Source organism: Kribbella sp. CWNU-51, assembly GCF_054073265.1.
Genome location: NZ_JBSXMZ010000009.1, coordinates 157,997 through 177,529 on the forward strand (window position 1 = coordinate 157,997; position 19,533 = coordinate 177,529).

General features: G+C 68.8%; 18 protein-coding genes. 6 read left to right on the forward strand and 12 right to left on the reverse strand.

Annotated features, from left to right (window positions below):
• Positions 1 to 21: 21 nt before the first annotated feature.
• The 7 genes from ACXC9Q_RS14590 to ACXC9Q_RS14620 form a co-directional block, all read right to left on the reverse strand.
• The gene (locus tag ACXC9Q_RS14590) at positions 22 to 1,068 is read right to left on the reverse strand and encodes a pyridoxal-phosphate dependent enzyme (protein WP_457057037.1); all 1,047 of its coding nucleotides are present in this window, start codon (positions 1,066 to 1,068) and stop codon (positions 22 to 24) included.
• Between the two features lie 495 nt (positions 1,069 to 1,563).
• On the reverse strand, positions 1,564 to 2,049 hold the full coding sequence (locus ACXC9Q_RS14595) for a MarR family winged helix-turn-helix transcriptional regulator (protein ID WP_457057038.1): 486 nt from the start codon (positions 2,047 to 2,049) through the stop codon (positions 1,564 to 1,566).
• A gap of 46 nt (positions 2,050 to 2,095) precedes the next feature.
• Positions 2,096 to 3,166 (reverse strand): CopD family protein, encoded by a 1,071-nt coding sequence (locus tag ACXC9Q_RS14600; RefSeq protein ID WP_457057039.1) that lies wholly within the window; start codon positions 3,164 to 3,166, stop codon positions 2,096 to 2,098.
• The gene (locus ACXC9Q_RS14605; protein ID WP_457057040.1) at positions 3,163 to 3,675 is read right to left on the reverse strand and encodes a copper resistance CopC family protein; all 513 of its coding nucleotides are present in this window, start codon (positions 3,673 to 3,675) and stop codon (positions 3,163 to 3,165) included. Before ACXC9Q_RS14605 ends, ACXC9Q_RS14600 begins: the two co-directional genes overlap by 4 nt.
• Positions 3,676 to 3,677: 2 nt before the next feature.
• Positions 3,678 to 4,394, reverse strand: coding sequence for a YcnI family copper-binding membrane protein (locus ACXC9Q_RS14610; RefSeq protein WP_457057041.1), 717 nt, complete (start codon positions 4,392 to 4,394; stop codon positions 3,678 to 3,680).
• A 44-nt stretch (positions 4,395 to 4,438) separates the two neighbouring features.
• Positions 4,439 to 4,978 (reverse strand): hypothetical protein, encoded by a 540-nt coding sequence (locus tag ACXC9Q_RS14615; protein WP_457057042.1) that lies wholly within the window; start codon positions 4,976 to 4,978, stop codon positions 4,439 to 4,441.
• Positions 4,979 to 5,030: 52 nt separating this feature from the next.
• Positions 5,031 to 5,864, reverse strand: coding sequence for an alpha/beta fold hydrolase (locus tag ACXC9Q_RS14620; RefSeq protein ID WP_457057043.1), 834 nt, complete (start codon positions 5,862 to 5,864; stop codon positions 5,031 to 5,033).
• 74 nt (positions 5,865 to 5,938) lie between these two features.
• Between ACXC9Q_RS14620 and ACXC9Q_RS14625 the strand changes: the two genes are divergently transcribed.
• From ACXC9Q_RS14625 to ACXC9Q_RS14645, 5 genes are all read left to right on the forward strand, one after another.
• Entirely contained in the window at positions 5,939 to 6,460 is a 522-nt protein-coding gene (locus ACXC9Q_RS14625; protein ID WP_457057044.1) for a SigE family RNA polymerase sigma factor, read from the forward strand.
• Positions 6,457 to 7,167 (forward strand): hypothetical protein, encoded by a 711-nt coding sequence (locus ACXC9Q_RS14630; protein WP_457057045.1) that lies wholly within the window; start codon positions 6,457 to 6,459, stop codon positions 7,165 to 7,167. The genes ACXC9Q_RS14625 and ACXC9Q_RS14630 overlap by 4 nt, the downstream gene beginning before the upstream one ends.
• 24 nt (positions 7,168 to 7,191) lie before the next feature.
• Positions 7,192 to 8,028, forward strand: coding sequence for an ROK family protein (locus ACXC9Q_RS14635; protein ID WP_457057046.1), 837 nt, complete (start codon positions 7,192 to 7,194; stop codon positions 8,026 to 8,028).
• 114 nt (positions 8,029 to 8,142) lie between these two features.
• Positions 8,143 to 8,826, forward strand: a complete 684-nt coding sequence (locus ACXC9Q_RS14640; protein ID WP_457057047.1) for a pentapeptide repeat-containing protein — start codon at positions 8,143 to 8,145, stop codon at positions 8,824 to 8,826.
• 51 nt (positions 8,827 to 8,877) lie between these two features.
• Positions 8,878 to 11,094 (forward strand): NADP-dependent isocitrate dehydrogenase, encoded by a 2,217-nt coding sequence (locus tag ACXC9Q_RS14645; protein ID WP_457057048.1) that lies wholly within the window; start codon positions 8,878 to 8,880, stop codon positions 11,092 to 11,094.
• Positions 11,095 to 11,151: 57 nt separating this feature from the next.
• Here the strand turns inward: ACXC9Q_RS14645 and ACXC9Q_RS14650 are convergent, their stop codons facing one another.
• Complete coding sequence (locus tag ACXC9Q_RS14650) at positions 11,152 to 12,165, reverse strand: metallophosphoesterase (RefSeq protein ID WP_457057049.1); 1,014 nt, start codon at positions 12,163 to 12,165, stop codon at positions 11,152 to 11,154.
• 159 nt (positions 12,166 to 12,324) lie between these two features.
• Between ACXC9Q_RS14650 and proS the strand changes: the two genes are divergently transcribed.
• Positions 12,325 to 13,737: a proline--tRNA ligase gene (gene proS, locus ACXC9Q_RS14655; RefSeq protein WP_457057050.1), complete on the forward strand. Its 1,413-nt coding sequence runs from the start codon at positions 12,325 to 12,327 to the stop codon at positions 13,735 to 13,737.
• Between the two features lie 54 nt (positions 13,738 to 13,791).
• Here proS and ACXC9Q_RS14660 read toward each other — a convergent pair whose 3' ends face one another.
• The 4 genes from ACXC9Q_RS14660 to ACXC9Q_RS14675 form a co-directional block, all read right to left on the reverse strand.
• Complete coding sequence (locus ACXC9Q_RS14660) at positions 13,792 to 14,745, reverse strand: helix-turn-helix transcriptional regulator (protein WP_457057051.1); 954 nt, start codon at positions 14,743 to 14,745, stop codon at positions 13,792 to 13,794.
• A 466-nt stretch (positions 14,746 to 15,211) separates the two neighbouring features.
• Positions 15,212 to 16,648 carry a GuaB1 family IMP dehydrogenase-related protein gene (locus ACXC9Q_RS14665; RefSeq protein WP_457057052.1) on the reverse strand — a complete coding sequence of 479 codons (1,437 nt, stop codon included), beginning with the start codon at positions 16,646 to 16,648 and terminating at the stop codon, positions 15,212 to 15,214.
• Positions 16,649 to 16,776: 128 nt separating this feature from the next.
• On the reverse strand, positions 16,777 to 19,008 hold the full coding sequence (gene katG, locus ACXC9Q_RS14670; RefSeq protein WP_457057053.1) for a catalase/peroxidase HPI: 2,232 nt from the start codon (positions 19,006 to 19,008) through the stop codon (positions 16,777 to 16,779).
• Positions 19,009 to 19,044: 36 nt separating this feature from the next.
• Complete coding sequence (locus tag ACXC9Q_RS14675) at positions 19,045 to 19,461, reverse strand: transcriptional repressor (protein ID WP_442914187.1); 417 nt, start codon at positions 19,459 to 19,461, stop codon at positions 19,045 to 19,047.
• Positions 19,462 to 19,533 lie beyond the last annotated feature (72 nt).

The window sequence follows — 19,533 nt, forward strand, 5'->3', positions numbered from 1 at the left end:
AAACCCGTCACGGACATCAGCCTAATGCGACGGAGTCGCAGATGGAAACTCCTCGCGGCAGGCCCAGGCCGACTCCCGCCGGTCCCACGACATCGCCGACCACGGCACCGCCAGCTCGTCCAGCGAGTCGATCTCGCGCGGCCGCATCGACGCCATCGGCCGCGCCTCGGCATGCCGGGCGAACGCGGACTCGACGTACCGCGTCCCGGTGTCGGCGGCGAGAAACACATGCTTCCGGCTGCTGTCGCAATTGTGTTCCCAGAGCGCCGACAGGTACGCCGCGCCCGCCGAGAGCCCGGCGAAGACACCGGATGTCCGCAGCAGGTCGACCGCGGCCGACATCGCATAGTCGAACGAGATCCAGTGCAGCCGGTCGTACAACTCGTGCCGGACATTGCGGAACTCGATCGAGCTGCCGATCCCCGCGATGATCATGTCCGGATCCTGCGTGTGCCCGGCCCCGAACGTGATGCTCCCGAACGGCTGCACACCGACCAGGTTCACGTCCCGCCCGCGCTCCCGCAGGTACGCCGCGATCGCGCCGGTCGACGCCCCGGTCCCGACCCCACCGACCAGACACAGCGGCCCGGCCGGCACCACTTCGGCCACGAGTTCGGCGATCGCGCCGTACCCGAGGTAGTGGATGTCGTCGTGATACTGCTGCATCCAGTGGTACGTCGGGTTGTCGCGAAGGATCTCGCCGATCCGGCGGACCCGGAGGTTCTGGTCGAGTTGCAGGTTGTTCGACGACGGCACCTGTTCGACGGTCGCGCCGAGGATCTCGAGCTGGATCTTCAACGTTCGGTCGACCGTGGTGGAGCCGACGATGTGGCACTTCATCCCGTACCGGTGACAGGCGAGCGCGAGCGCATGCGCATAGATGCCGCTCGAGCTGTCGATCAGCGTGTCCCCCGTCCGGACCGCGCCGGTCTCCAGGAGATGGCGTACGGCGCCGAGCGCGGAGTACACCTTCATCGTTTCGAACCGCAAGCAGATCAGGTCGTCGCCGACCCGGATCGGATCCGGATCCTTGATCGCCTCCGCCAGGTGGTCGTGCAGTCGCGTCATCGGCGCGGTTCGCTCCTTGTGTCGGGGGTCAGCACGGGCGGAGATTGTGGATGGTCGGTGTGGGCGGCCGCGGCCGCGGGGCCGCGGGGCCGCTGACAGGTTCATTGCCTGAAGCAACGGTTGTCCGGCGGCAGTGGTTCCCGCCGGCACGATCGGGAGTACGCCGGGCCCGCGGGACGCGATCACCTGACCGGCTGACAGCACCACGACCCGGGTCGCGAGCGCTCGCACCAGCCCCAGGTCATGACTCAGCAACAAGATCCCCAGCCCACTCGCCGCAAGCTCCCGCAGCGCGTGCACCACCTGACATCCCGCACATCCTCACCTTAGTGAAAACGGTTGTCGAATTCAGCGCGCATCCGAACGAGACGACATCATTCTTTCGGCGCTACTCTCCGACTGCTCTGCGTGACGGCGTGTCACCCAGCACTTACGTCCGGGTACGAGGAGTCACCGCCTCGTCGCGCCGCGGGAGATCAGAAGGAGCAGGACGGACTATTCGTCGCAGTCCGGGGTCGCGCAGGCATCGGCCGGGATGTTGGTCGCGATGCGGTCGAGGAGACCGGCCAGCTGGGTCTGCTCCGCCACAGTCAGGTGGTCGAAGAAGTAGCTGCGGACCGCGGCGACGTGGTCCGGCGCGGCGGCTTCGATCGCCTTCCAACCGAGCTCGGTGAGGCGGACCATCGAGCCGCGGGCGTCCGACGCGCACTCCTCGCGGCAGACCAGTCCGCGCTTCTCCATCCGGCTGACCTGGTGGGACAGCCGGCTCCGCTCCCAGCCGACCGACTTGCCCAGGTCGCGAGTACGCAGGACGCCGTCCTCCGCCTCCGACAGCGGGTGCAGCAGTGCGTAGTCGGCGCCGGACAGCCCGGAGTTGCCGATCAGCCGCGCTTCCAGGGCCCGCATCAGCTCGCGATACGTGGCGCGATACGACTGCCACAGCCGCGCCTCACGCGTGTCGAGCCACTGCGCATCCACCATTCACCCAGTGTACGGGGATCTGTTGACATGTCACCGAGTACGCGGGTCACGGTGTGCGCGAAAGGGCGACGGCCAGCCCGATCGTCGCGGCCATGATCAGCAACTCGACCACGGCCAGTCGCCGGAAGGCCACCGGATCCCCGGCCTCGAGGCGCGGGAGCGTCGTACGCCGATGCCACCAGCCGGCCGCGACCAGGAGGGCGAACGCGACCGCTTTGGCGAACACGAGAGCGCCGTACCCGGTTGTCACCCACTGCGTGATCAGCGCCCAGCCTTCCTCGCGGCCGCCGAGGTGGATCTCCGCGGTCAGCAGCCCGGTGATCCCCATCGTCACCGCGCACACCAGGGCGAGTCCGCTGAACAACTCGACTCCCTGACGCGAGCGGGCATACCGCAGGACGCCGGCCAGTCCGCCGACCCAGGCGGTTGCCGCGAAGACGTGCACCACCAGCGACGAGGTCGCGAGGACCGACCAGACGTTGGTGCGGTCGAGCGCGCCGTGGCCGGTCAGCAGCGGCCCGACCAGTGCGGCCGCTGTGAGCACCGCGGCGAACCGCGCGCCGCGCAGCGTCCGGCAGCCGCTGAGTACGACGGCCAGGATCGCGGTGAGTACGACGGCGACCGCCAGGGCTTTGACTTGGGTGAGCTGGCCGGCGATGGACGCGTGCTCGGCGAGATGCGCGAGCGGGATGCCGAGGATTACCGCGGCCGTGGTGACGAGCCCGCCGATGCTCGCGACCGCCCAGATGCCCGCGGCGAGTGCGGCGTCCTGGCAGGCGCGCAAGGCCTTCGCGCCGAGCTTCCCGTCGGTTGCCGGGAGGAAGAGTACGACGGCCAGCAGCGCGCCGCCCGTGGCCACCGCGGCCGCGTCCGCGACGAAGCGCAGGACCGGAACCGACCACGACAAAGGCATTCCGGCACCCAGCAGTCCGGCCGGCAACGGCTTCGGAGCTCCACCCGCGGCGAGCAGGGCTACCACCATCACCACGATGCCAACAGCAACCATCCCGGCCGCCACCATCCAGCCACCGCTGGGCGCCAAGCCCGCACCGCCCTCCCGTGCATTGCCCTCCCGCGCACCGGCCACCGGGCCGGGCCCGGCCGGTTCCTCGGTCATGGGGAGGCGGGGCGGCGGCGGACGATGACTACGGCCAGGGCGATGACGACCAGCATGACCAGGCACATCGCGACGATGGTGACCGTGTTCGAGTTGCCGGACTGCTGTGCGGCCGGCGGGGCTCCGGGGTCGGTGGCGGGGTGACCGGCGTGGGTGACGGTGAAGGATCCGGTCACGGTGATCGGGTGGCCGTCGTCCGACACGATGCGGGCGTCGACCTGGTACCGGCCGGCCTCCACCATCGCACCGACCGGCTGGGTCACCGTGTTGTCGATCACCTGGGCGTCGCCGCTGGCCACGTTCTTGCCGGTAGGCGACTTCACCTGCACCTGGGTGCCGTTGCTGCCGATCGGCTCGCTGAAGGTCAGGACAACCTTCGTCGGCGGCGCGGCCATCGTGGAACCGTCGGCAGGTGTCATCGACTCGAGTTTGGCGTGCGCCGCCGCCACTCCGGTAGAAACCACCAGAGCGAGCAGCGACGCCACCAGGACAGCGATCAATCGGCGCACGATTACGACTGTGCCTTTCCGGAGTCCGGTGTACCAGCCACCGGTGCAGCTTTCCGCGGCCGCAAGCCGAACGCGAGACCGAGCAGGCCCACCAGCAGGCCGGCGCCACCGAGCCAGCGAGCCACCGGGTCGGAGGAATCCTTCGCGTCCGAGGAGGTGGTCGCAGCGACCGGAGTGATCGCCGCGGCGAGTTTCAGCGTCGGCGCCGGGTGCTCCGGCGCGGCGGCGCCGTCCTTGGCGACGTCGGCCCACTTGGCGACCTCGCCGTCGCTGTAGGTCTGGTCGACCGGGAAGCTCAGCGCGTCCACACCTTCGGGGATCTTGCCGACCGACAGCGCGAACTCGTCGAAGTCGTTCGGCGGGATGCCGCCGGCCGTGGCGGTCCAGGTGATCGTGGTGATCGCCTGGGTCAGCGTGACGTCGCCGACCTTGACCGGCGCGGCCAGCTTCTCGGTCTTCTTCTCGACCTTCCACCCGTCCTTCACCTGCGCGCCGACGTGCGCGAACGGGTGGTCCTTGGGCAGCGAGACGACGAGCTTGGTGGTGCTGGTGTTGTCCGACTCGGTCGGCACGCGGAAGATCAGCTTCGCGTACCCGCCGGGCTTGGCGTCCGGCGACGACACCGTGACGTGCGCCGACGCCGACGAGGCGGCACCGACGAGGACGAGTGCGGACGCAGCGACGATCGCGCCGGCCCGCAGGACGAATCTCCTGGGCATGAGAGAACCTTTCAAGGGCGTACGAGTAACCCGGCCGAAACCGGTCAGGGAACTGGAATCACTCGTACGACGGGAGGTCCACGCCGGCAGACGTTCGAGGTGAGCCACGCACCGGCGAGCCGTGGCGGTGACGTGCGCGCGAGCAGTGCGGAGGCGATCCGCGGCACCACCTGCACAACCGGCAATCGCGGCAGGAAACGGTCGAAGACCCGCAGAACCCGGTGAACCCATCGGTGGGCCCGGCTGATCGCCAGTACGCCGGCAAGCAGGACGCTCAGATGGGCCGCGGTCATGAACAGACTGCCGCTAACCCCGCGCGGCATCGCCATCTCGTGATCGATCGGCCCGTGCGCGGCGTCCAGGGTTACATGGACGAAGAGCTGTACGGCGGCCAGGACGAGGACGGTCAGCAATCGTTCGCCGGCGAGATACTCGCCGAGCAGCCAGCACACCCCGGCCAGCGCCGCGAGCGGCACCAGCACCCCGAACGGAACCGCCCCGCCGCCGACGAGCGCGTGACCGGCCACCGCGAGCACGACGCTCAGCGCCGCGACCACGGACGTCGTACTGCTCTCGACCGGCATGACTGTCCCCTCGTTCCAGTCACTCTACGGTCAGCGCCGCCGACAGGTTCCCTCAGCGTGCGGAGACGAAGCGCAGCACGGCGTCCCGAAACCGCCCCGGCTCCTCCAGGTGACCGAAGTGACCGCTCTCCTTCAGGATCACCAGCTCCGCGCCCGGAATCCCGTCGGCCAGCTCGCGGGCCGAGTTCTCGGGGCAGATGAAGTCGGCCACGCCGACGATCACCAACGTCGGTACGGCGATCTCGCCCAGCCGGCCGCGGATGTCCCACCGAGTGTCCTGGCGGTTCGGGTCGACGGTCAGGTCGACCGTCTGCTTCCAGTCGCCGAGCCGGGGATCGATCGCCTCGTAGTCCTTGAAGTAGACCGGCAGCAGCCGCCGGAGCGCATCCAGCTCCTCCTCGCGGCCCACCGGCTCCGCCTGCCACGCCGCCAGCACCTGCGCCCCGATCGGATCGCCCTCCGGCCGGGCGGCGACGTACGCCTCCAGGTTGCGGAAGGCCTGCGCACCGAGTTCGGGACCGTTGAACGCCATCGAGTCGTAGACGATGACGCCGGCCAGCCGCTCGGGATAGTCGAGCTCGGTCTGCAGGGCGACGAACCCCCCGTGCGAGTGGCCGAGCAGGAAGACCTTGTCCTCGCCGAGGTGGCCGGCCAACCGGTCGATGAAGTACGCGTACTTCTCGATCGAGTAGTCGCCGTCCGGGAGCAGGTCCGACTCCCCGGTGCCGACGGGTTCGACGTACACCATCGTCAGATGCTGCTCGAGCTCCGGCATCCGCAGGTACTGCCAGTGGACGCCGGGGCCGCCAGGGTGGGCCAGGCAGACCGGACCGCTGCCGTGCACGTGGTAGGTGACCCGTACGCCGTCGACCATGAGTTGAGGCACGAAAAAAGTGTCGCATCGGTGCAACCGATCGGCTCGCCATCACGTTGGATCGACATGACTGGGGAAGGAAGCGGGTGAAGGACGAGACCGAGAGGGACTACATCGACTTCGTCACCCACCAGGCGAACGCTCTGTGCCGGACCGCCTACCTGCTGTGCGGGGACTGGCGGCGGGCCGAGGACGCGACCCAGGAGGCCCTGATCCGGCTGTACCGGGTCTGGGGCCGGATCCAGCGCAAGGGCGCGGTCGCCGCGTACGCCCGCAAGGTGGTGGTGTCGACCACCCTGGACGCGCTCCGCCGCAAGTCCAGCCGGGAACTCGTCGGCGGCGACGAATACTTCACCGCCGAGGCCGACCCGGCCGATCCGCTCGGCGTCCTGGAGAACCGGCTCGTCATCACCCAGGCTCTGGCCGAACTCCCGCCCCGCCAGCGTGCCTGCGTCGTACTGCGCTATTTCGACGAGCTGTCCGTGGACGAGACGGCCGCCGCGCTCAACTGCCGCCCCGGGACGGTCAAGAGCCAGACCCTGCGGGCCCTCGACAAGCTCCGCACCCACCCCGCCCTCGTCGAACTCACGCAGGGGGTCCTGAATTGACGCGCGAACTGAAGACCTTGATGGACCGCGCGACCGATCGACCGGCGCCGTTCACGCCAGATCCCGCAACGCTGGTCGCCGCCGGACGCCGACAGGTACGCAACCGCCGGATCACCGGATCGCTGGCCGCTCTCGCCGCGGTCGTGGTCCTGGCGGCAGGTGCGACGGTCGCGGTCGATCTGCAGGGACCGCACGGCGTCGCGCCGGCGACCCAGGACCGCAAGCCGAGATCAACACCATCGCCCGTCGGGTCCGTCAAACTGTGCACGGCGTCGAACGGCGCGGTCTATGCGTACGAGGCCTGGGCGTGGCCGGAGGTCGTCTCGATCTCGGACCAGTACGGGTCCGCCAGCATCCGGCGCGAGCCCACGGCGACCCGCTACCGCTACACCGCGCGCTACGCCTTCTGCACCACTCAGCGGGCAAACGCGCTGAGGGTGCCACTCGGATCGCGCGGCGGCGTCATCGTCCGGAAGAGCCCGATCGACTCCGGCCACAGCGTGACGACCGTCTTCGGCCGTGCCTACGGCAATCCCCAGAAGGTCGTCGTCCAGACCGGTGACGGGCAGAATGGCGAAGCGACCATCAAGTCCGAGTTCTACGTCTACCGGCATGTCGAGCCGCAGCCGTGGCCAGGTCGGGAGCCGATGGTCGTGGCCACGACCATCGGACCGACCGGTTCCGTGACCAGCGTCGGCCGGTGGTGAAACGCGGTCGTGGATGATGTCCAGATGGACGTAGCGGTACTGGAGGTCGGGGGCAGCCACGTGACCGCGGCGGTGGTCTCGCCGGGTGGATGGGACGTGACCGTGGTCGACCGGGCGAAGCTCGAGTCGCAGCAGCCTGCCGAAGCGGTGGCCGGGCAACTCGCCGCGGCGGCCCGGAAGTTGCCGCTGGCAAACGGTCTGGCGGTGGCGCTGCCCGGTCCGTTCGATTTCGCCACCGGCGTGGCCTGGTATCGCGGCCAGGACAAATTCGACCAGCTGTACGGGTTCAACCTGGGCGAGAGCCTGCGGGCCGGGCTCGTGCTCGACCGGCTGATGTTCATGAACGACGCGGAGGCCTTCGCGGTCGGCGAGTGGACCGCCGGCGAGGCCCGTGGCGTCGAACGCTGCGTCGGCGTCACCATCGGCACCGGCATCGGTACGGCGTTCCTCGCCGACGGCCGCGTGGTCCGCGCGGGCGAGACCGTGCCGCCAGGCGGTGAGCTCTACAAGACGTCGTACGACGGGAAGCCGCTGGAGGACTCGATTTCCGCCCGGGCGATCCTGCGCGAGTACGCCACCAGAACCGGCACGGACGAGCCCGGCGTCAAAGAGATCGCCGACCTGGCCAGGAGCGGTGACGCCGTCGCTCACGACGTCCTGCTGACCACCTTCGGCGTACTGGCCTCCGCTCTCGGGCCGTGGCTGGAGCGCTTCGGCGTGACGAAGACGGTCCTGGGTGGCTCGATCTCGGGCGCCTTCGACATCGTCCGGTCGGTCTTCGACTTCGACGTCTCGGCGACCAGGGACACCGAGCACTCGGCCCTCATCGGCGCGGCGGCCCACTACCTCCGCTCGCACTGATCGGCACCATCGCATCTTTGTGGAACATTTCTGCCACCTGGTGGCAAAAATGTTCCACAAAGATGGCCGTCTCGCTCCACGCTCGATGTCGGTGGCCGTGGGTATTGTCACCGCATGGCCGCTCGGAAGATCGCAGCACCTCGGCTCAGGGCTCAGCTCGATCCCGCGTCGCCGGATCCGGACGACATCGACGACGAGACGCGGTTGCTCGACCTCTCCCTGGAGGACGTGGATCTCAGCGATCTGGCGGCCGAGCACCTCGAGCTGAGCGGCTGCCGGCTGACCCGCTGCAAGCTGGCGGGTTCGGATCTGGACAAGCTGATCCTGGTCGACACCGAGCTGACCCAATGCGACCTCGCGAACGCCCGCTGGGCCGACGCGGCCGTGACCCGGGTGGCGATCACGTCGTCCCGGCTGACCGGGTTCGCCGGTCCGGGGATGAGCCTGCAGCACGCCACGATCCGGGACAGCGTGCTCGACTTCGGCTCGTTCCGGTTCACCAAGTTCCTCAAGGTGGAGTTCGCCGACTGCCGGCTGCAGAACGCGGACTTCGTCTCCGCCGACCTGTCCGGCACGGTCTTCCGCGGCTGCGACTTCACCGGGGCGGAGTTCTCCCAGGTCAAGGCGACCGGCGCCGTCTTCGTCGACTGCACCTGGGACGCCGCCCGCGGCCTCACCTCACTGACCGGCGCGACCGTCGCCGCCTCCTCCCCGATCGACACCCTGACCTTCACCAGCGCGGTCACCACGGCCGCCGGAATTACCCTCACGCACCCTGACGAGCTCGACGAAGCGTGACCCTGCCCACGCCGGGTCTGGGGCGGCCGGAACGCCCATTAGGGTGGGGCTGTGACTGACTCGACGATCATCTACACCCACACCGACGAGGCTCCGGCGCTGGCCACGTACTCGTTCCTCCCCGTGATCCAGGCGTACGCCGGTCAGGCCGGTGTCGGGGTGGAGACCCGGGACATCTCACTGGCCGGCCGGATCATCGCGCTCTTCCCGGACTACCTGACCGAGGACCAGCGGATCGCGGACGCGCTGACCGAGCTCGGCGAGCTGGCCAAGACGCCCGAGGCGAACATCATCAAGCTGCCGAACGTCTCGGCCTCGATCCCGCAGCTGAAGGCCGCGGTCGCGGAGCTGCAGGCCCAGGGCTACGCGCTGCCGGACTACCCGGACGAGCCGAAGACCGACGAGGAGCGGGCGATCCAGTCCCGCTACGACAAGGTCAAGGGCTCCGCGGTGAACCCGGTGCTGCGCGAGGGCAACTCGGACCGCCGCGCCCCCGCCTCGGTGAAGAACTACGCGAAGACCCACCCGCACCGGATGGGCGCCTGGTCGGCCGACTCGAAGACCAACGTCGCCACCATGGGCCAGAACGACTTCCGCACGACCGAGACGTCGGCCGTGATCGAGTCCGCCGGTTCGCTGCGGATCGAGCTGGCCGCCGCGGACGGCACCACCACCGTGCTGCGCGAGTCGGTCCCGGTGCTGGCCGGTGAGGTCGTCGACGCCTCCGTCATGCACGTCGCCGCGCTGCGCGAGTTCCTGACCGCTCAGATCGCCCGCGCGAAGGCCGAGGACGTGCTGTTCTCGGTGCACCTGAAGGCCACCATGATGAAGGTCTCCGACCCGATCGTGTTCGGCCACGTGGTGCGCGTCTTCTTCCCGAAGACCTTCGAGCAGTACGGCGAGACCCTCGCGAAGGCTGGCCTGTCCCCCAACGACGGACTGGGCGCGATCCTGAACGGCCTGTCCGCGCTCCCGGAGGGCGACGCGATCAAGGCGTCGTTCGACGCCGAGCTGGCCGAGGGACCGGCGCTGGCGATGGTCGACTCGGACAAGGGCATCACCAACCTGCACGTGCCGTCCGACATCATCGTCGACGCATCGATGCCGGCCATGATCCGTACGTCGGGCCACATGTGGGGACCCGACGGCGCCGAGCACGACACTCTCGCGGTGCTGCCGGACAGCAGCTACGCGGGGATCTACCAGGTCGTCCTGGACGACTGCCGAGCCCACGGTGCCTTCGACCCGGCCACCATGGGCTCGGTGCCGAACGTCGGCCTGATGGCCCAGAAGGCCGAGGAGTACGGCTCGCACGACAAGACCTTCGAGATCGCGGTCGCCGGCACGGTCCGCCTCGTCGACACGGCGGGCACCGTCGTACTGGAGCAGGCCGTCGAGCCCGGTGACATCTTCCGTGCCTGCCAGACCAAGGACGACCCGATCCGCGACTGGGTGAAGCTGGCCGTCACCCGGGCCCGGGCGACCGGTGACCCGGCGGTGTTCTGGCTGGACGAGACCCGGGCGCACGACGCTCAGATCATCGCGAAGGTCAAGAAGTACCTGCAGGAGCACGACACCGAGGGTCTGGACATCCGGATCCTCGCGCCGGTGGACGCGATCAAGCTGTCGCTGGAGCGGATTCGCCGCGGTGAGAACACCATCTCGGTGACCGGCAACGTCCTGCGCGACTACCTGACCGACCTGTTCCCGATCCTCGAGCTCGGCACCAGCGCGAAGATGCTGTCGGTCGTCCCGCTGATGGCCGGCGGCGGTCTGTTCGAGACCGGCGCGGGCGGCTCGGCGCCGAAGCACGTGCAGCAGCTCGTCAAGGAGAACTACCTGCGCTGGGACAGCCTGGGCGAGTTCTTCGCGCTGGCCGCGAGCTTCGAGCACCTGGCCCAGGCGACCGGCAACCCGCGGGCCCAGGTCCTCGCCGACACGCTCGACCGGGCGACCGCGACGTTCCTCAACGAGGACAAGTCGCCGACCCGTCGCGTCGGCGGGATCGACAACCGGGGCAGCCACTTCTACCTGTCGCTGTACTGGGCCCAGGAGCTGGCCAAGCAGACCGACGACGCCGAACTCGCGAAGGCCTTCGCCCCGCTCGCCGAGACCCTCGCGGCGAACGAGCAGACCATCGTCGACGAGCTGCTCGCCGTCCAGGGCAGCCCGGTCGACCTCGGCGGCTACTACCAGCCCGACCCGGCCAAGGCCGCCGCCGTCATGCGCCCGTCCAAAACCTGGAACGACGCGCTCGCGTCGATCTGATCGAGGCCGGCCGAAGCGCCCGGTGACCCGCACGGGTCGCCGGGCGCTTTTGCCTGTTCAGGAGGTGAAGGGGACCCGGGTCCAGGTCAGCGTGGCGGGGTTGCGGGGGTCGATGGTGACGCGGAGATAGTTGTTGACGCCGGTGGAGCCGTCGACCGTGATGCGGGAGAGGTTGGCGACCGGGGTGGTCACGCCGTACAGGCTGACCCACTTCGACCCGGCCGCGAGGGGCTTGTCGCTGTTGTAGACGTGGCTGTCGCCGTTGAAGAGGTAGACCGGGCCACGGAAGGACGCGGACTCGCGGGCGATGGCCTGAACGATCGGCTGGAACGCGAAGTAGTCGGCGAACGCCGGCGCCGCCACGGTCGGATCGAACATGTCGGCCTGCGTCAGCAGTACGACGGCCCGGTTGTGCTGCTCGCGGGCCTGCGCGAAGGTGTCGCGGATGCTCTCGATCACCGCGGCCGTGCGCGCGAGCACCTCGGCCGACTGCTCCGGCGTCGGCCCGGTCTTTCCGGTCCACGGCGCCATGCTGTTGTTGCTGCCGACGATGTGCAGGGCCGCGAACGCGACGTCGGCCCGAGTGAACCGAACATCCTCGGGGATGCCCTGGTCAGCCTGGCTGCTGACCTTGGCCGGGTGCTCGCCGAGTGTCCGGCCGGGCTGCGGGAAGAACATCGACCGGATCTTCGCCAGTCGCTCCAGCGGGTTGTACCCGCCGTTGTTGGCCCGGTGGCAGTCGGTCCACTCGTTGTCCCCGATGGTGTAGACGAGCGGATCGGCGAAGCGGTCGAACTGCGTCTTCACCTGCGCGAAGTACTCGTCGCTGCACACCGACGAGCCGTCCTTGATGTCACCGAGATGGGTGACCAGCTTCACCTGCTTGTCGGCGTTGATCTCGTCGACCACCTTCGGGAACCCGGCGATCTGGGCCGGCCCGTAGGGGATGTCGCCGATCACGGCGAACGAATACTTGTCCGGCCCACGATCCGCGGCAGCGGACGGGATCCCGACCGCCAGCCCGACCAGGGCCAAGCACACCGACACCACAGGCGCACGACGAACTCTCACAGCTTTTCTCCACTTCCGAGAGGGATACAGGCCAACCTTTCGGTTCGGTGGTGAACGCCGGCTCACTCCCGCGTGAACATCCCCGCCTGAGAATCCGCTGAGGCTCCCGCTGGGGAATTGCGTGGCACCGGAGTCGGCCGCGTTCCTACACTGACCGGCATGGCAACGACTCGATCCGTACTCGCCTCACCGGCGGCGGACTTTCCCCGATGGTTCCAGGACGTGATTGCCAAAGCCGAGCTCGCCGACAACGGGCCGGTGCGGGGGACCATGGTCATCCGACCGTATGGGTACGCGATCTGGGAGCTGCTGCAGGCGGACATGGACCGGCGGATCAAGGCGGCGGGCGCGGCCAACGCGTACTTCCCGCTGTTGATCCCGGAGAGCTATCTGCAGCGCGAGGCCGAGCATGTCGAGGGATTCAGTCCCGAGCTGGCCGTCGTCACGCATGCCGGTGGCAAGGAACTCGAAGAGCCCGTCGTGGTCCGCCCGACGTCGGAGACGGTCGTCGGTGAGTACATGGCGAAGTGGATCCAGAGCTACCGCGACCTGCCGCTGCTGCTGAACCAGTGGGCCAACGTGGTCCGATGGGAGCTCCGGCCGCGGCTGTTCCTGCGGACGACCGAGTTCCTGTGGCAGGAGGGCCACACCGCCCACGCAACCGCGGAAGACGCCCGCGCCTACGCGACCAGGATTCTGTACGACGTCTATCGCGCGGTGATGGTGGACGTGCTGGCGATCCCGGTCGTGACCGGCCGGAAGACCCGGCGGGAGCGGTTCGCCGGCGCGATCAACACGATGACGCTGGAAGCGATGACCGGTGACGGAAAGGCCCTGCAGATGGGGACGTCGCACGAGCTCGGGCAGAACTTCGCGCGGGCGTTCGACATCGGCTACCTGTCCACCGACGGGCAGCGCGAGCTCGCCTGGACCACCTCCTGGGGCAGCACCACGCGCATGGTCGGCGGCCTGATCATGGTGCACGGCGACGAGGCCGGCCTCCGGGTCCCGCCGAGGGTCGCGCCCACGCAGGTGGTGGTGCTCGCGGTCAGGGACGAAACCGTCGAGGCCGCGCGGCAGATCGCCGCCGATCTTGGGGCCGCCGGCCTGCGGGTGAGTCTGGACGACCGGACCGACCAGCCGTTCGGCCGGCGGGCGGTGAACTGGGAGCTGAAGGGCGTCCCGGTCCGGATCGAGCTCGGCCCGCGCGACCTCGCCGGCAACGTAGCGACGGTGGTTCGCCGGCTGCGCGACTCCGGCAAGGAGACCGTGGGCCTGGCTGACCTCACGTCGACCGTGGTTGCTGCGATCGACGCGGACCAGACGCACCTGCTCGAGGAAGCCACGAAGCGGCAGACGGCGCGGACGACGGCAGTTGCGACCGTCGACGAAGCCGTGGAGGCGGCCGCGTCCGGCTGGGCCAGCCTGCCGTACGACGTCGTCGGCGAAGAGGGCGAGGACCGCCTGGCCGCGTCAGGCATCTCCGTCCGCTGCCTTCAACGCCCCGACGGCACCCTCCCGATCGAGGACAACGAGCGCGGCCTGACCGCCTTCGTCGCCCGCTCTTATTAGTTGTGTGGCTCGGCCTCCAGCTGCAGCCCGGAGGCCGAGCCGCATCGCGAGAGCTCAGCGGGCCAGGTACCTGCGGACGTCGTCGGCTACCTGGGCGCGGTTGGGCATGCCGTACTTGCGCAGGATCGCGCTGAGGTGGGTCTTGACCGTGTTCAGGCTGACGCCGAGCTCGGCCGCGAGCTGGTCGTTGTCGAGGCCGTCGACGAGCAGGACCGCGACGCCCTGCTGAGCCTTGGTCAGGCTCGCGAACCGGCGCTCCGGACCCTCGTCGGTGTCCATCAGCATCTCGATCAGCTCGGACTGGATGTGCTCGGTGGCGTCGACGATCCGGGCCAGGTGACTCTCCACGGACGCGCTCACATCGGGCTCGTCCATCGCTTCCGCGACGATCTCGCGGATCGACGCGACCCGGTGGGACAGGTACTCCATCACGTGGTCCGACGTCAGCAGGTTCGGCCCGATGTCACCGGCGGGCAGCCGGCGTAGCGCCTCCCGATCCTCGCCTTCGCGGGTCAGCACCCGCTCGACCAGGCTGCACAACCACTCGAACGCCCGGACCGAGTTGTCGTCGTAGCTCTCCGGCGCATAGCTCTGCATCGACAACATGCCGAACAACTGGTCCGGCCCGTCCTTCAAAGGCCGGAAGATCGGCACAGTCACCACGTCCTCCGAGCGCCGGACCGCATCACCGAGCGGGATCCCGGCGTGCAGCGCGAGGCCGCCGTCGTAGGCGAAGCGATACGTCTGCCGGCGCTTGAGCAGCCAGGACGTCTGTCCGTTCGGGCCGAAGATGTGCGTGTCCGGGTCGACGTACCGGCCGTCGTCGTACGCATAGGGATAGCGCACGCGGTTGCTGCCCTGCAGGAAGCCGACGAAGAACGCGTCGACACGGGCGACCTTGCCGGCCACCACCCGTACGTAGTCGTACAGACCGTAATGGTCGGCGCGGTACAGCGCCTCGATCTTGTGGTACGCCTCGCGCAGGATGATCGCGGTTTCCGCGTCCACCCTCAGCGGGACAGCTCTGTCTCCCTCCACAACGCCGGCTCCCCACGAACCCCAAGCAGCTTGTCGATCCCTCGACTATGCCGCCGGGCCGGGCAGATTGCCACCGCCAGCGCGCTATTCGGACAGGCAAGTGCAGTCGCGGGTGGTGGGTCCGAGCTCCCGAGTCGCCCTCCCAAGCCTCGGTCGAACTCCACAACCACCACCCGCGACCAGCTTTGGACGCCTGAACTGTCGCCCCCGCGTCGGTCGATCCCACTCCCCCTGCGAGATCGGCGACTCCCCGACAGATCCTGTTGGCGTCCCTTCCCTCCACCCCGTGACTACACCGTGCCACCGATTCCGGACCATGCCTATCGCCCGCCGTATGAGATTGTTGTGTCCTCAATCTCACCCCGGGGATGAGAACGGATGTCGTCGTTTACGCACGCATCAAACGACGGAATTCGTTGTCAAGTAGGCCCTGTGGTCACCAACTCGTGTCCAGCGGCTTGCCCTCGGCGTAGCCGGCGGCGGTCTGCAGGCCGACTACAGCGCGTGCGTGGAACTCGGCCAGGTTGGCGGCGCCGACGTACGTGCAGGAGCTCCGGATCCCGGAGACGATCGAGTCCAGCACGTCCTCGACACTGGGGCGCTCCGGGTCGAGGTACATCCGCGCGGTCGAGATCCCCTCGCCGAAGAAGCTCTTCCGGGCCCGCTGGAACGGCGTGTCGTCGGCCGTCCGCGACCGCACCGCCCGCGCCGACGCCATCCCGAAGCTCTCCTTGTAGATCCGCCCGTCACTGTCCCGATGCGGATCACCCGGCGACTCGTACGTCCCCGCGAACCACGACCCGATCATCACGCTGGACGCGCCCGCGGCCAGCGCCAGCGCGACATCCCGCGGATGCCGCACACCGCCGTCCGCCCAGACGTGCTTGCCGAGCTCCTGGGCTCGCGTCGCGCACTCCAGTACGGCGGAGAACTGCGGACGACCCACCGCCGTCTGCATCCGCGTCGTACACATCGCGCCCGGGCCGACGCCGACCTTGACGATGTCCGCGCCGGCCGCGACGAGGTCGCTGACACCTTCGGCGGTGACCACATTGCCGGCGACGATCGGGACCTGGGGCTCGAGACCCCGGACCAGCTCGAGGACCTCGAGCATCCGCTCCTGGTGGCCGTGCGCCGTGTCGATCACCAGCACGTCGATGCCGACGTCGAGCAGCGCCTTCGCCTTCTGCTCGGCGTCGCCGTTGATGCCGATCGCGGCGGCGACCCGGAGCTTCCCGTTCGCATCGAGGGCGGGCTCGTAGAGGGTTGCCCGGAGCGCGCGCTCCCGGGTGAGGATCCCGACGATCGTTCCATCGGCGTCCACCACGGGCGCGAGCCGGTGCCGCCCGTCGTGCAACTGGTCGAAGGCCGTCTCGGCGTCGATCCCTGCCGGCACGGTCAGCAGCTCGCGCGACATGATCCCGTCCAGCTGGGTGAACCGATCGACGCCGGAGCAGTCCGCCTCGGTCACCACCCCGACCGGCCGGCCCTGGTCGACCACGATGACCGCGCCGTGACCGCGCTTGGGCAACAGGTTCAGCGCCTCGCCGACGGTCCCGGTCGGCGGCAGCACGAGCGGAGTGTCGTGCACCGGGTCCCGCTCTTTGACCCAGGCAACCACCTCGGCGACCACGTCCACCGGGATGTCCTGCGGAATCACCGCCAGCCCACCACACCGGGCGATCGTCTCCGCCATCCGCCGCCCCGACACCGCTGTCATGTTCGCCGCGACGATGGGAATCGACGTACCACTCCCGTCACTCGTCGACAGATCCACGTCCAGCCGCGAGACGACCCCGGACCGATTCGGCACCAGGAACACGTCACTGAAGGTCAAATCGCCCGCAGGCTCCCGATCATGATGAAACCGCATGGCACGACCCCTTCCGCCCGATCAGAACCTCGCCAGCCTGACACGCGCCCTCGGCACTCACAAGGAACTCAGTCGGCAAAAGACCGGCCCCCACCAGTGGTGGGGGCCGGTCTTCGATCGGTTGCTGATCAGGCGATGTCGAAGCGGTCCAGCTCCATCACCTTGGTCCAGGCGGCGACGAAGTCCTGGACGAACTTCTCCTTGGCGTCGTCGGAGGCGTAGACCTCGGCGACGGCGCGCAGCTCTGAGTTCGAGCCGAAGACCAGGTCGGCCCGGGTCCCGGTCCACTTGACCGCGCCACTCGCGTCGCGGGCCTCGAAGGACTCCTGGCTGTCGTCGGTCGACTTCCACTCCGTGCCCAGGTCGAGCAGGTTCGCGAAGAAGTCGTTGGTGAGCGTGCCCGGGTTCTCGGTGAGGACACCAAGCTTCGAGCCGTCGTAGTTCGCGCCGAGGACGCGCAAGCCCCCGACCAGGACGGTCAGCTCCGGCGCACTCAGGGTGAGCAGGTTCGCCTTGTCGAGCAGCAGGTACTCGGCCGGGAGCCGGTTGCCCTTGCCGTAGTAGTTGCGGAACCCGTCCGCGGACGGCTCGAGCGCGGCGAACGAGTCGACGTCGGTCTGCTCGAGCGACGCGTCCGTACGACCAGGCGTGAACGGTACGACGACATCGTGGCCGGCGTTCTTCGCCGCGACCTCGACACCGACACCACCGGCCAGCACGATCAGGTCGGCCAGTGAGACCGGCTTCCCGAACGACTGCTGGATCCCCTCGAGCGTCCGCAGCACCTGCGCCAGCTGGTCCGGGTTGTTGACCTCCCAGCCGCTCTGCGGCTGAAGCCGGATACGGGCACCGTTCGCGCCACCGCGCTTGTCACTGCCGCGGAAGCTCGAGGCCGACGCCCACGCCGTCGAGACCAACTGCGACACCGACAGCCCCGACGCCGCGATCTGCGCCTTCAGCGCGTTGACGTCGTCGGCGCCGATCAGCTCGTGGTCCACCGCCGGGACCGGGTCCTGCCAGATCAGCGTCTCGGTCGGGACCTCCGGGCCGAGGTAACGCACGATCGGGCCCATGTCGCGGTGGGTCAGCTTGAACCAGGCCCGCGCGAACGCGTCCGCGAACTCGTCCGGGTTGTCCTTGAAGCGACGCGAGATCGGCTCGTAGATCGGGTCGAAGCGCAGCGCCAGGTCCGTGGTCAGCATGGTCGGCTTGTGCTTCTTCGCCGCGTCGTACGCGTCGGGGATGATCTCCACGGCGTCCTTGGCGACCCACTGGTTCGCGCCGGCCGGGCTCTTGCTCAGCTCCCACTCGTGACCGAACAGGAGCTCGAAGAAGTCGTTGCCCCACTGTGCCGGCGTCCGGGTCCAGGTGACCTCGAGGCCGCTGGTGATGGTGTCCGGGCCCTTGCCGGTGTTGTACGTGTTCCGCCAGCCCAGGCCCTGGTGGTCGATCGGCGCACCTTCGGGCTCGGCACCGACGTACTTCTCCGGGTCGGCCGCACCGTGCGTCTTGCCGAAGGTGTGGCCGCCGGCGATCAGCGCGACGGTCTCCTCGTCGTTCATCGCCATCCGGCCGAAGGTCTCGCGGATGTCGCGGGCCGACGCGATCGGGTCCGGGTTGCCGTTCGGGCCTTCCGGGTTCACGTAGATGAGGCCCATCTGGACCGCGCCGAGCGGCTTCTCCAGGTCGCGGTCGCCGCTGTAGCGCTCGTCGCCCAGCCAGGTGGTCTCCGGGCCCCAGTAGACGTCGTCCTCCGGCTCCCACACGTCCGGACGGCCACCGGCGTACCCGAAGGTCTTGAAGCCCATGGTCTCCAGCGCGACATTGCCGGTCAGGATCAGCAGGTCGGCCCAGGAGAGCTTCTGGCCGTACTTCTTCTTCACCGGCCAGAGCAGCCGGCGGGCCTTGTCCAGGTTCGCGTTGTCGGGCCAGCTGTTCAGCGGCGCGAACCGCTGCTGACCGGCGCCGGCGCCACCGCGGCCGTCGCTGATCCGGTAGGTGCCGGCGCTGTGCCAGGCCATCCGGATCATGAACGGGCCGTAGTGCCCGAAGTCGGCCGGCCACCAGTCCTGCGACATGGTCAGCACCTCGGCGATGTCCGCCTTCACGGCGGGCAGATCGAGTGTCTTGAACGCCGCGGCGTAGTCGAACTCCTCGCCCAGCGGGTTCGCCACGGCCGGGTTCTTGGCCAGGATCTTCAGGTTCAGCTGGTTCGGCCACCAGCCGCGGTTCGCGTTGCCGCTGGTCGGGTGGGTGCCCTGACCGTGCGCGACCGGGCAGCCGCCCGAGGCCTGCGCGGTCTCTTCGCCGCGGCTCTCCTCGCTACCTTCACCGGGCAGTGGCTCATGGATCTCGGACATCGGATTCCTTCCAGGACTGGACGTTTTCAAAGGAAGTCAGGTACGGCGTGCGCAGTCGAAGCACAGGCCCCAGTAGATGACCTCGGCCTCGTCGATGACGAAACCGTGGTCCTCGGACGCGGTCAGGCAGGGCGCATGCCCGACCGCACAGTCGACATCGGCGATGGCACCGCACGACCGGCAGACGGCGTGATGATGGTTGTCTCCCACCCGCGACTCGTACCGGGCCACCGAGCCCAACGGCTGGATCCGCCGGACCAGGCCCGCCGCCGACAACGTGTGCAGCGAGTCGTACACGGCCTGGTGCGAGACCTCCGGCAATTCGTTGCGCACGGCACCGATAATCGAGTCCGTGTCCGCATGCGGATGCGCGTACACCGCGGTCAGCACCGCCACCCGCGGCCGGGTCACCCGTAGTGCGGCCCCACGCAACAGCTCCTGGAGCTCATCCACCGTCGGCACGTGTCGCAGTCTGTCGGGTTTTCTGGAATCAGTCAAGATTAGCTGCGGCGATTCTCACTTTGA